The organism is Streptococcus parasanguinis (assembly GCF_001073155.1).
Taxonomy (GTDB): Bacteria; Bacillota; Bacilli; order Lactobacillales; family Streptococcaceae; genus Streptococcus; species Streptococcus parasanguinis_D.
The window spans coordinates 20,062-33,483 of the sequence record NZ_JVEE01000031.1 but is presented as its reverse complement, the minus strand read 5'-3'; the positions used below and the strand labels follow the sequence as shown (position 1 = coordinate 33,483).

The 13,422-nt window shown below is 33.0% G+C and carries 12 protein-coding genes; all 12 read right to left on the bottom strand.

Annotation, left to right across the window (positions count from 1 at the left end; genetic code table 11):
• Positions 1-80: 80 nt before the first annotated feature.
• The 12 genes from ADH92_RS04890 to ADH92_RS04835 all read right to left on the bottom strand — a co-directional run bounded on the left by ADH92_RS04890 (position 81) and on the right by ADH92_RS04835 (position 13,346).
• Positions 81-935: an ADP-ribosylglycohydrolase family protein gene (locus ADH92_RS04890; RefSeq protein ID WP_049497540.1), complete on the bottom strand. Its 855-nt coding sequence runs from the start codon at positions 933-935 to the stop codon at positions 81-83.
• Positions 936-956: 21 nt separating this feature from the next.
• Positions 957-1,742 carry an alpha/beta fold hydrolase gene (locus ADH92_RS04885; protein WP_049497539.1) on the bottom strand — a complete coding sequence of 262 codons (786 nt, stop codon included), beginning with the start codon at positions 1,740-1,742 and terminating at the stop codon, positions 957-959.
• A gap of 33 nt (positions 1,743-1,775) precedes the next feature.
• Positions 1,776-3,317 carry a streptosactin export ABC transporter GggC gene (gggC, locus tag ADH92_RS04880; RefSeq protein ID WP_049497537.1) on the bottom strand — a complete coding sequence of 514 codons (1,542 nt, stop codon included), beginning with the start codon at positions 3,315-3,317 and terminating at the stop codon, positions 1,776-1,778.
• Positions 3,318-4,001: 684 nt separating this feature from the next.
• A complete protein-coding gene (locus tag ADH92_RS04875; RefSeq protein ID WP_013903434.1) occupies positions 4,002-4,619 on the bottom strand; it encodes a DNA alkylation repair protein in 618 nt (205 codons plus the stop codon).
• 133 nt (positions 4,620-4,752) lie between these two features.
• Entirely contained in the window at positions 4,753-5,628 is an 876-nt protein-coding gene (locus ADH92_RS04870) for an aminoglycoside phosphotransferase family protein (RefSeq protein WP_049497534.1), read from the bottom strand.
• Between the two features lie 527 nt (positions 5,629-6,155).
• Entirely contained in the window at positions 6,156-7,523 is a 1,368-nt protein-coding gene (locus ADH92_RS04865; protein WP_049497530.1) for a sensor histidine kinase, read from the bottom strand.
• Positions 7,514-8,173 carry a response regulator transcription factor gene (locus tag ADH92_RS04860; protein ID WP_049497527.1) on the bottom strand — a complete coding sequence of 220 codons (660 nt, stop codon included), beginning with the start codon at positions 8,171-8,173 and terminating at the stop codon, positions 7,514-7,516. Before ADH92_RS04860 ends, ADH92_RS04865 begins: the two co-directional genes overlap by 10 nt.
• A gap of 72 nt (positions 8,174-8,245) precedes the next feature.
• The gene (gene pcfG, locus ADH92_RS04855; RefSeq protein WP_049497525.1) at positions 8,246-8,986 is read right to left on the bottom strand and encodes a lantibiotic protection ABC transporter permease PcfG; all 741 of its coding nucleotides are present in this window, start codon (positions 8,984-8,986) and stop codon (positions 8,246-8,248) included.
• The gene (pcfE, locus tag ADH92_RS04850) at positions 8,986-9,726 is read right to left on the bottom strand and encodes a lantibiotic protection ABC transporter permease PcfE (RefSeq protein ID WP_049492839.1); all 741 of its coding nucleotides are present in this window, start codon (positions 9,724-9,726) and stop codon (positions 8,986-8,988) included. The genes pcfG and pcfE overlap by 1 nt, the downstream gene beginning before the upstream one ends.
• Positions 9,727-9,730: 4 nt before the next feature.
• Positions 9,731-10,432, bottom strand: coding sequence for a lantibiotic protection ABC transporter ATP-binding protein PcfF (pcfF, locus tag ADH92_RS04845; RefSeq protein ID WP_037606813.1), 702 nt, complete (start codon positions 10,430-10,432; stop codon positions 9,731-9,733).
• 286 nt (positions 10,433-10,718) lie between these two features.
• Entirely contained in the window at positions 10,719-11,318 is a 600-nt protein-coding gene (locus ADH92_RS04840) for a hypothetical protein (protein WP_049497521.1), read from the bottom strand.
• A 540-nt stretch (positions 11,319-11,858) separates the two neighbouring features.
• A complete protein-coding gene (locus tag ADH92_RS04835; protein ID WP_239681848.1) occupies positions 11,859-13,346 on the bottom strand; it encodes an LA2681 family HEPN domain-containing protein in 1,488 nt (495 codons plus the stop codon).
• Positions 13,347-13,422 lie beyond the last annotated feature (76 nt).

Sequence of the window (13,422 nt, the reverse complement as noted above, 5' to 3'; positions counted from 1 at the left end):
ATTAACTTTTAAGCAAAAGCGACGAGATTGTTACTAATCCCGTCGCTTTAGTGTTTTTGATTGTCTTTATCTAATCTCTGTTATGTTATTGAAACTTCTTGCTCCCATCGGCTAAGCACATCTTTTAAAGGCTCATCTAAATAGGTATAGGCTTTATCCTTAATCCAATCAGGGATACCATATGCGGCCTCTGCTATACTTCCTGTGATGGCAGCAAGAGTATCACTATCCCCACCAAGAGATATGGCATTTCGAATAGCATCTTCAAAATCAGTACTTTCAAGAAAAGCAATGATAGCTTGAGGTACCGTATTCTGGCAAGTTTCATTAAAACGATAAGTAGGACGAATGTCATCTAGTGTTTGAGAAAGATTATATCCATACTCTTGTTCTATGTGTTCCTTGATGAGTCTCTTACACTCTGTAGGATGATCGTTGACCGGTTTTCCATAGTCGCCACTGTAACCTCCAAAGTAATAACGACACATAAAGATAGCATCAGACGTCGCCATAGCTCCTTTGACCCCCTCTGGATGGTTATGAGTCACCTCTGCAGAAATTCTCGCAAGATTTCTACTAGATGGCCAAGTACCTGTTCTGGCACAGAAACTACAATCCATGACCCAAGCACAAGGAGAAACACGCATGGCTGAGCCATTGCCAAAGCTATTATAAGGGGAGCAATCATTGCTTTGAATCCATGTATTAAACCTAGGCCCGTACCCAGCATCGGGATACATCCTGCCATATTTCTTCATGGCATCAATAAAGTCATCCTTCTGACCACCGTTCATGATGGCTTCAGCAACAGCACAGGTCATAACCGTATCGTCCGTGAAAAAACAATCCTCACGAAATAATGGAAAGTCTTTCGTTTTAATATTGCCCCATTCGTAAACAGAACCTACAATGTCTCCTACTATTGCTCCTAGCATAAGATTCCTCCTTACAGCATATTAGATTTCCAATGGGTCGCTCTTTAAAAATGGTACCACCAAATCAATCCACTCTTGAGGCAGGTAAGCTGATAAATAGCCATGGTTATACCCCTTTGCTTCATACAGGATCGTGTTGGGATGTAGCTGCTGAAATAATTTCGCTGATGCTTTCACACAGTTTAATTCTTTTTCACCATAGATATACAGAACCTGCGCCTTACTAGCAGAAATCGTGTCCTTCAACTTGTAACGCCCCATATAAGTTTTGTAAATGGTCACCAATGTTTTGGTAGGCGTCCTTGGCAAATCCTCCAAATAATATGCTTTTATCTCCTCTGGATATGCGAGTTTAGGATAGAGTTTGTCCATCATGCTTAATTGAAGTTTGCAAGAGAATTTACTGAACATCAGTTTACCAAATAGAGCTACTAGAAAGATGCTGATTTTAGCTAACCTTGGTTGAGGAATACAGAGGCTTCCATCTATGATGGCCTTCTCAGCTATCTCGCTGTCTAATGACAAAAGCTCCATGGCAATTTGACCACCAAGTGAAACGCCACCGATCGCAAACAACTTCCCACCACAGTTTGCTTTGACATAGTCTAGGATCTCCAAAGCAGAATCTTCCGTAGAAACATAAACGAGTGGATATTCTTCGCCATGGCCATTAAGCGTGGGTAGAATAACACGGTATTCTTTTGATAAGATCCGTGCTTGACGAAGATAATTCCACCAAGAACTGCCACCGCCATGTATTAGTAAGATAGGAGGCAAATTCTTATCACCAAATTCATGGAATTTCATGTTTAAACTCCTTACTGAAATCTATATCTCCACCTATTTCTCCAATTTTATTACTTTATCATAGCGCTTCAAGTCCTCTTCACTATAGTGATGAATCACTTCTACGAGTGCTTGAGGGAGCGAGAAGAGAAGTTGACTGATTTTCTCTTGATTTTTAAAGTCCAGATTGGCTTTGACTTCATCAGCTAGGATAAATTGGCGATTGTGATAGAGAGCACGGGCAATTTCCAAGCGCTGCTTCTCACCGCCTGACAGAGTCTGGTTGCTAAGATTTTTGTTTTGAAGAGCTTTCAAACCAGTTTGTTGCAGGATTTCGTCCATCCTTACAATATCAAGTTCTTGTCCCAAAGCAATATTTTCCTCTAGGCTCAAACCATCAAAGATATGACTAGACTGGAGAATATAGGCTCCTGCCTGATAGAGTTCATCCGAGGTTAGCTCTTGCCCATGGTAGCGAATCCGACCATGACTAGGCTCGATTTCACCATAGATTAGGTTCAGTAAGGTTGTTTTTCCAGCCCCACTTTCTCCGATAATGGCAATCTTTTCACCTTCCTCAATAGTAAGGTCACAAGGAGCTAGGATTTCTTGACCATCACGCTCTACACTGACTTTCTCTAACTGAATAGGAAAGACGGAACCTTCGAGAACAGAAGGCATATCCAAGTCTACTCCCAACAATTTTTGATATTTATCACAGAGAGACTTGGCTGATTTTCTAGTATTGATAAAGTAAGATAACTCCTGAAATTGATAGCCAATATTATACGATACGAGGTAAATCCCTACAAAGCTGGCTGCAGATAGGTAGTTATAATAGGTCATGAAACCACCAATGACAATAGGCGCAACAGAGCAAAAAGCATCAATTCCATTGATAAAGAGACTATTTATAGTCCGCTGCTTTTCATAGGCGATTTCTTCCTTAAGAGCCTTGTGCAAATCTTTAGAGAACAGTTTGTAAAACAAGCTTTGTCCCCTATAATACCGTATGGAACGAGCACCTGCGATCATATTGGTTGCTTGAGAGACATAGGCTTGATTAGCCAAGGACTTCTCCTTCGTAATTTCATCCAAACGTTTAGAGCCAATTCCACTACAAAGAACAGGTATCGAATAAAAAATGATAAAGAGCAAGCCAAGATAAAAATTAGTCCAAAGAGCATAACAGATAGAGACGGTTGTAAATCCCAAAGAAGAAATGATAATAACAGTCGGCTCAATATAATTATCTTCTAGCTGTTTTACATCATTTTCCAAGTCTGACAAAACTTCTTGATCCGCTATCCGACGGCTATATAAGAAAGTCTGAAAGATCCCCTTCTTAATACCCGACTTGAAGTCTGTCAGCACTCGTGCGTAGTAATAACGTTTCCCCGCCAAACCCAGCAAGAGAATCAGATTTCCAACAATCCCCCAAAACAAGACCTGCCATAGCAAATGCAACTGGTGATTGGTAAAACTAGAGACAATATACTGAATCAAAGCTGGTGTAATGATAGCCTCCAGCCAAGTAATCATAATCGCTATAAAATAGAAGAATAGGTGCTTCTTGGTTACATAAGATCTAAGCATAACGTATAAACCTCCTAAAGTTATTTACCAACTTAGATAGTCGCTCTTTAACTCTTTGCTGGGATACAAACACTTTAAAAATATTTCATTCAAATATTTCTAAGCTACTACCAGAAGAACTACAGATGCAACGTGGTGCTGGAAAGCATCTTTATTGTAGAATAAAAGTGACTAGTCTGGCTTTGTTATTATACTATTGAGCGAATTTATCACTCTAAGAGAAGAGTTAAAAGCTGATTATGTCTACTCTAAAATATTATAACATAGAAAAATAAAAGGGTAAATGGAAATTGAATCCTAACAATTCCATCTATCAAACCAAGATACTAAACTTATACTCTTTCTCTAATATTTCCTATGTACACGAAAAAAGCCTTGACCTCAAGGCTTTTTACAATCCCTTTCATTACAAGGTTTTTACGCTTTTACCTACCGTTTCGTCGTACACTCCTTACTCTACGACAGCTATACCCCAGGGCACCTTCTCGCATGTGCGGACTCAAAAGGTTCAGTGAACCTTTTGAGGATTAGCTACGTTTCACTAACAAACTCACACACTCTACGTATGGTGCTAGTAAACTTCTATATTATAGAACGAAAATGACTAAGTTGTTGTTTAAAATTAAACTTTAGAATGAAACTATTTTATAGTTAGCATTTTTCAAGCTTTATAGCTGATAATTGTCACTTAATAAATTTACTTGCTAACTTGTAAACTTTTTGAATCTCTTTACTCTTAACATCCCAACTATCAAGTTCTTCTTTGATCAACTCTGGAAATTTTTTGCCAATATCCCTCAAAGCATTACCAACTGATTTTCTAACATATTCACTAGAATCTTCTTTTAATGTTGCGATTCGTTTAATAGCTTCATCTGGATTATCCTTGAAATATGGTCTACTCGTCCATATTCTCAAACCTTCTGTAACAGCTCTTCTGACATTTGGATTATTATTTTGTAGCCAGTCGTCAATAACCGGAAGAGATTTTTCATAACCTGTTTGCTTACAAAATTCATCAAATGCTTTTGCTAATACTTCTTGAACTCTCCAATTGTCATCCTTTGAAACCTCATCCCTCATAAAGATCAAAATTTCTTCATACGATGACAAATGGCCAAAGAGAAATACACTGTACATTCTAACTTGATATACATTGGATTTAAAAGCTAAAAATGCTAATTCTTTGGTATACACATTATCGTTTGATAGATAATCAGCAAGAGCTCTTTTCTCTTCTTCTTTAAATCCATTTTCTATTAAAGAGAATTCTTTTTCTAAATTTAAAATATATTCTTTCATGTAACTTGACCCCAAAACAACATTCCAAGTTTCAAGATAATTCTCGATAGGTATTAATAAAGAATTGAATTCGTTATAATATGAGCAAATAATCTTGACATTTTTTCAAATTGATATTTAAACTCTTTTATTATTAAGCCTTTTTCTCAATCAAATACCAACTAGGAATGATTTGCTTCATATCATCATACCATTCTAAAATTTCCTTAGCTTGATTTTGCATTACTGCTATTTCTTCAACTCCGTAAGGTACAGCCCAGGGAAGTGCTCCCACTAAGTTACTTAGAATATAGATAGCGAGAAGCTTCCAAAATAAATCCGGAACCTTATGATCAAAATATCCATCTATCATACCAGACGCAAAAGAGGGAGAGACTTGAGCAGACCATACAATACGATTGAATTCCTCCCAAGGATCTCCAAGATCAAATCGATCAAAGTCAATGACATAGATTTTACGATCTTCACCAATCATGAAATTCCCGATATGATAATCTCCATGTTGGAAAACCTGAGGTCTATCTTTTAACAATTCTCGATTTGCATTTAAAAACTCAATAAAGGTCTGACCATTTTCATATTGAACGGGACATTCTTTGTATTTGGAGATTTTGTCATCAATTTTTCGATTATAAAAGACCTCCCAATCTTCACGAACTTCTGTAATAGGGAGTGAATGAATTTTTTGAAGGATTCTTCCTGCTTCTACTCCGTAAAAGTATTGTTGTTCTTTTGAAACAGTTAAAATGATTTCTCTTGCATCTTTCCCGTCTATCCATTCGTGTAAAGAATGCACTTCGTCATCACAGAGTTCTATGCTAATTGGTTTACACATCGGAACTCCAAGAGAAGCCACCTTATCCATCATATCAAATTCAAATTTTTTAGAATCTAACTTATCCTTATCAGAAACACGCAAGAAATATTTTTGCTGATTTTGATCTGTCACACAATATTTTTTATCATCTGACCAGCCTTTATTTATGGCTATCTTACTAATAAAATTCATCAAGCACTCTCCGATTCACCTTCCAACACTTCTTGCAGTTTTCACTAGTAACCCATCCAGTTCGTCTACACTTTAGTTTCCTATATGTAAAAATATCTTAATAATGCGCTATCTAGTTGCTTTCCCTAATAATAAAATTAAAATGTGTCTCACCGTATCTGAAAGCTGATAAACTAAATCGTTATAAAATTCAGTTGATGATTTAATAATCATATCGATTGTTTCCATACTTCCTGGTTTCCTAATCAACTTTCAAATATATAGCGTTTTCATTTTTTTCTTATCCTATTATATCATTATTCAAAATAAAAAACTGCAACTTACTAGTTGCAGTTAAACACAGATTTTCTTCCGTTCCTTCTAGAAATTTATAAGTTAACTTTTAGAATTTGTTCAGTTATCAAAGTTCATTTAGCTTTCTACTATGTACGATTCTTGCTTGATAGCGGAGTAAATTTTCTATTCTACACCAAAAGCAAAAAGGATATATTTTTAATAAATTCCATTTGAAAACAATTCCTGTTCTATTATAGTAATGGTAATTCTAACTTTACACTTGCACCATGTTTATCCGTGTTGTTTTCTAATATGATGCGTCCATTATGTAATATCATTATTTTCCAAGAATTATATAAACCTAAACCATAGTTTGTAGCTGAATGTCTACTCTTATCTCCACGGTAAAATTGCTCCGTTCCTCGTTTTAAATCCTCATTAGAAAATCCTGGGCCTTCGTCTATCACAGATATTGAAAGTATCTTATCTGTAGTCATTATTAGTAATTCAATGTTGGATTTGTCTGGTGAATATTGAATAGCATTACTAAATATATTTTGAATGACTCTTTCAAATAATTGTACATCTATCATTACATCTGAATCTTCACAATTAATAGATTTAGATATAGTACGGTCATGTATTAGTGTAATCTCTCTCGCTATTTCACTAACTCTTTCGATTATTTCTGACACCTTTACTTTTTTTAAATTCAACGAGTTTAATTTAATTGACTGATTCATCTCCATCAGAGCTTTTGTATAATCTGATATACGTGTTGAATTTTTTATAATGTACTCTACATAATCTTTTTGTTCATCAGTTAGATCAGTTACCTTTAACAATTCAGCATTACCTTGGACAATAGAAACCGGAGTTTTTAAGTCATGCATCAATGCCGATATCTGACTTCTCTTATTCTCTTCTTTAATCCAATTTTCTCTTAATGAATCACTTAAGGCTTTTTTCATTATATCAAGGCTATTTAAGACATCATTAAATTCTTTGATATTTGAACTTCCTATTTCAAAGTCTAATTCTTGGTTGGCGATTTTATCTGATGCCTCTAGCATTGGCGATAATTGCCTTGTTATTCGTTTTGCCCAGATTAGAGTAGCCACAAATGCACTCATTAAAAAGAAAATGATTAATAAAAATATTAATAGTAAATCTACACTAGGGAAATATTTTTCCATCCAATCATTATTGTAGTGTGGCTCTAGTGAATAATGGATTAATACATATCCATCATTCCTTTTAAATTCTATAAATGAAGAAGATGGAGTTGAAAATCCCTCATGATTGTGAAAATTCTTAGCTTTCAGTTGAATAGCTTCATCCATATTAGTTTTTATCACTTCACCATCTGGCGATAAAAACATATAGCTAGCTCCTTTAGGTATCAATGCTTCATCAAAGTCTATTTTATTTAAAATTTTATATTTATTTTCTTGTAATAAATTTTCTGTATGGTTAGCCGGAATAATCAAACCAACACTATAAAACGCTGTAAAAGTTAATAAAGCTAGTACGATGGCACATCCTAAACCAACTCCAACAGTCATTAAGTATTTAAGAAATACTATTTTGAGTGACTGTCCTTTTCTAATTAATTCCATTTATAACCAATCCCCCAAACTGTAGAAATTGGATTTTCACCAAATTTTAAGAACTTTGCTCTAATATTTTTTACATGTTCTGATATGGCAGCAGAATCACCAATCCCATCAAATCCAAAAATCATTTCATATATTTGTTCTCTTGAAAAAACTTGTCCCTTTCTCTTTGCTAAAAGCTTCGAAATTTGATATTCAGACTTTGTCAGATGAATTTCTTCCTCCTTCACAAATACTTGATTGGAGGATAAATCAAATCTTATATTCCCTAGGTTTAAACTCGAATGTTTTTCTCTTTGTTCTCTTCTCAGATGAGCTTCTACCCTTGCTAACAATTCACCAACACCAAATGGTTTGGTAATATAGTCATCTCCTCCACTTAATAAGCCATCTACTATATCCGTTTCCATTGCTTTTGCAGTTAAAAAGATAATCGGACAATCCACTTTGCTACGTATATTTTTACAATAGCTGATTCCATCAACCTCTGGCATCATTACATCAAGTAATATTAAGTCATATTTCCCCAAACTATTTTCATCAATATCTACCGTGGTTTGGTAAATATCAACAATATGATCTCCTTTTATTAAAATATTCTTGATTAGAGTAAGCATATCTAATTCATCATCTATAGCAAGAATTCTTGCCATACCAAACCACCTCCATATTTATAAATATTTTATTATTATACCATATTCCATTTACAAATACATTTAGAGCTATTATTCACTGATTGACTTTCCACCCCACCTATTGAACCATAATAAAGAGCCAGTAAAAATGACTACTGTAATAGGTATTGCTACATATCCCCACATGGTAAACTCTTTAATTAAATATGAGCTATCAGCCAATTCACTTCCAACAATATATGTTGCAGATAATCTCGATGCCCAAGTACAAGGTAAAAAATACCAGATGTTTTCACCTAAATTGGTTATTGAAAGTAAAGCAATCAATGTTTCTACAAATCCCAATCCAATAGATGCACCACCACCTAACATAATTGATACCCACAAATGAATCATATATGTAGATAAACATCCTATAAAAACTAATAATAATTCAATTAACCAAGCCATAGTCCCTTGATTACCAAATAGCATTGCAAATATAAAAACTGCTAAACTTATAGAAAATAGGAAACTCAATAAGAGCATTATAAGTTTTCCACTATAAGCTTTACTTCTGGATTTTGTAGTTGATAGAATCACTTGAAATCGTCCAGCACTTGCTTCCATGTCAACAACCTTAGATGTGATAACACCAAATATTATTGGTAAGATAGCACCTAAAAGCACAAAATAATTCAGCATGATATCCATATCAGAAAAATTTTTTAGACTTGTAAATGTTGCTGCCCAATAAAATATTAGAGCATATAAAACAGGTAAGATAAAGTGAGCCCATGGAATCCAAGTATGCTTCAATTTATAAAACTCTGATTTTAATATATTCATCATTACTTCACCTCTTGCTTAGAAAACCATTTTGCAGTAATGAAAGTCAATAATGTAAACAAACATATTGATAAAATACAAGGAACAAGTAAGGATGTGTTTAAAATCATTGGATTTGATACTTCTGTTGGGATACCGTTCGGTAAAATACGCATAACGGGTACCATCAATCTAATCCCCCAAGAATAAGGGCAATAAATCCACATAGAACCGTCAGCTAACAAAATTCCTAACACAAGACCTAATACAGCATTTACTACAATGCTTGCTATAAACCCAAACTTTTTAGCCAGGAAAAAACAAAATGGAACTTGCCATATGTTAGTTATAACCAATAATACACTTGCGAATAATAATGTCGTGAATGCATAGTTTCCTGTTAATTGTTCTCCAATGAAAAATTGAAAAACAAATACTCCTAGCATATGCAAAATAGCAGTTATACTTAGATAAATTGAAGCTGTTAATATTTTTGAAATCCATATCTTTTTTAAATCAATATTGAGTGGAAAAATTGCTCGGTAGTTTAATTTTCTCTCTTCTTTTCTATGCATCATTGCAGGTATTAAAGCGAAAGTTGCCGGCATTAAAATCACATACCACCAATTGTATGCGTTTATGCTAAAATATGATGGCATTAATACAAATGCATTTAGTAAAGCTATAATCGGGGCAATGAGTAATATCTTCAACAAAAAGCTATGTTTATGTTTCAAATTTTCTGCAAAAATATAATTTTTCATTAAGCTACACCCTCTTTCCATTCTTTACAACATCCATAAAAAGTTCTTCTAAATTTTCATTATGATTAATTGTGTTTTGATATTTTAATTCTCCATCATGTATAATTCCTATATGATCAGCAGTTTGTTCCACTTCTGCTAAAATATGACTAGACAGAATTACTGTTATTCCTTTTTTTGGAAAGTTTCGTATTAAATCTCGTAATTCTTGAATTCCTAATGGATCTAATCCGTTTGTCGGTTCATCTAGTATCAATAGTTTAGGATTATTTAATAAAGCAATTGCAATACCTAATCTTTGTTTCATCCCCAAAGAAAATTGACCGCTTTTCTTTTTTCCGGTATTTTTTAAATCTACAATTTCTAAAACTTCATCAATTCTTGCATCAGGTAATCCAAGTAATAATGTTCTAACTTTTAGATTTTCTCTTGCACTTAAATTTTCGTATAAGGGTGGCATCTCGATTAAAGCACCAATATCTGATAAATCATTTCTACTCCATTCATGTCCTTCAAACATAATTTCACCTGACGTCTTGTGTAACATACCTGTAATCATCTTTAATGTCGTAGATTTACCTGCACCATTAGGTCCTAGTAATCCATATACTGAATTTTCCTCAATTTTTAATGACACATTATTTACAGCTTTTTGTTTTCCAAAAACTTTTGTTAGCTCATTTGTTTCCAAAATATATTTGCTCATATTTTGTTCCTCCTTTAATCTTGTAAATAGTATAAAAAATATTTTTAAGGATTCTGTAAGGAAAAAATATTTTTCAAAAAGTAGCAAGAAAATTCTAATTTATTAAACGTTTTGCATTTTTTCTTTAGTCTTTTATGCCATATTTCATATACTTCATAAATAAAAAAGGCAGAACCAGAGTTCTACCATAAATAATCATTATTTATCTTACAACTTCAATATCCACCTTTGCTCTAAATAAAATTTTAAGGAATTGAAATATTCTCTTTCTAATCTATAGTTATACCTATTCTGTTCGAGTTTCAGCTAAATATATTCCCCATTCAGCTAATTCTTCAGGCAAATCATAAACAGTTTTTCCATTACTTTCATAGATTTCAGAGATTCCTGGGGAGGTCTTAGAAAAAGTTTTCCAAGCTGTCACTAGTTCTTCAACAAATTGAATATTATGAGGCTCAAAAAAGTCATTAAATTTCGATAGTTCTTTACTATAAATTGTCACAACATTATAGCTATCAAGCATGATCTCATCATGACTTTTATGACCACCAAATCCAAACTGACTAAGTCCATCATTAATAAGCAAATCACCGTATCTAATCAACAGTGCTGGGCATTCCTCTCTTGAACAACCATCAATATAATAAACATCCTTATGGGATTCCTTGATAATATTCTTTGCTATCACTTTTTCTCTATCAATACTGACAGGCAATTCCAAAATAAAAAACAAGGGCTCGTCATGAATCGCAATAAAATGTTGAAAAACCTCTAATATTTTTTCTGCGTGTACATTCGCCATCAAATGATGTTCAGTTAACTTTGTAAATGATTCAAACAGGTTTTCTACCAAGCTAACTTGGTGTCCTTTTACTAAATTCAACATTATGCGTCCTCCAGAGAATTTAAACAATATCCACATTTATAATTTCATTATATCATTAAACCCCTAAAAAGACTGCAACTTCCCAGTCACAGTCTCTTATAAATCTACCTCAATTCCTTCAAGGAAAGTTATTACAATTTGTCCAGCTTCTGAAATAGATTGATAGCATGTCAGACTATAGTATCCAGAAGCCATACTTGAACTATTACTCTGATTCTTACCCTCTATTCGATTAGAGAAGCTACCTTCACGCTTTTCATTCTCCCTTTCGTTTAAAGGTTTCTAATTTTTTACAAGCAGTGATACCGCCTCAACGTGGGTTTTAGAGGACTAAATGGAGTCTGAATTGCCTGATAGAGATGTAGTATTGATTAAGCAATCAACAAATTATGTACAAAACAAAAATAAAGTACACTGCTTAATGAGTGTACTTTATCCTTCTAATTCAGTTTTATCAATGGTTTAGCTCTAGTTAAGTCGATTAGTTAAATGAATTTAGACTATTGCTTTTTATAACGACTATAAATTGTATGCTCAATGTTATAATTTATCTTCCGAATCTACTTCTTCATAATTTATCGGAATTAAAGCAACTTCACTGCTTAGAGTAGATTGTTTTTCATTTTCACTTATTTGAATGGCATTTTTGAGTGAAAAAATAACTTCTCTTACAAGATTTAATAAATCTAATGTACACTCTTGAAGTTCAAATTCAGTTAGATACAGTCTAGTTTCATTATTTTCTTCACTTCCATCAATAAAATTCAATGTAATATTAGTAAACCTATGCTCTAAATAATTTCTAATAGTTTTTAATAGCTTTGCGTGTGGATTTGCTGTTAAAGAATTATCACCATTATCAAAATCTTTCTCTATCCAAAATATAGATGACAGACCAATATTCTTATCCAACATTTTATTTAAATCACTATTAGGCCCCCAAATTGAATGAAAATTTACTTGTCTAGTCTTAATTTTAAGAGAATAATATTCATTTATAAACATTGCAACTTTATCTAATAATGAATATAGTGTTTTAAAAGCCGCTTTTAATCCTTCAAGTCTGATAGAGTATTGTACGTAGTCTAGACAATCAATAAGATTAACATTCTCATCAGCATAATGAACCGAATCAACCTCAATGCTATTAAAACAGAGATAACGCGCATAAACATATTCTTGCTTAATTTGATTAAACATAGAAATATATTTGTTCAAATCTTTATCCGATTGAAATAATAAACTTGGTAGTAAAAGATTATCATCATATCTATTTATATCGTCAGCTTGCAAGTCATTAAGTGGATTAAGATACAGCCCGTTGTTCCAACACCATTCACGATACTTTAGTGAATTAGGATTATAATCGATGGTTTTACAAGAGCATTCATCTAAGTCTTTATAATTAAGATATTGTTCGTAAAGTTCAATAAATCGCTTTTCTGCATAATCAACTCTGTTTGGGTCTGAAACAGTTATGCTTGTTTCTATTAAATTTTTAATTTTTTTAATAAAGTGAAGGTGTTCGTTCTCATTCAAAAAATTACGATAATGATGTAGACAAATAGCCAAGTTACCACTAGCCATTGTGAATCTTGGATTGATTTGTATACATTTACAATACATCTTAATAGCTAACTGTTTTCTACCACAAGCATCTAATAGATTTGCGTAATTGGTGTATAGTGAACATAATAATGGGTGAACAAAGCTATTGTTCTCAGAATTTATATCAATATTATTTGAAATTTCGATAGCTTTTCTAAAGTAATAAATTTGTTGAACTGTACAATCGGTATCTATGTTGAATACTAGGTTATCACTTAGTTCAAATATATCACCATATGCTGTCCCAATAGAATAAAATAAATGAATTTTGGAAATATCATCAATAGTATTTTCCATATTTTTTCCAAATTCTATTAGTCTATGGATTTCCTTTATATTTTTATCTTTAAAAGCATTATCGAAACCTATTGACAATTTAAGTACACTATGATTAATTGGATTATTTGTTAACATCTTCATTCCAAACTAAATATTTCGATTTTAAATTTGATTTTCCTTTATTTTCCTGTTCTTCAACTAACATATCAGATAAAAA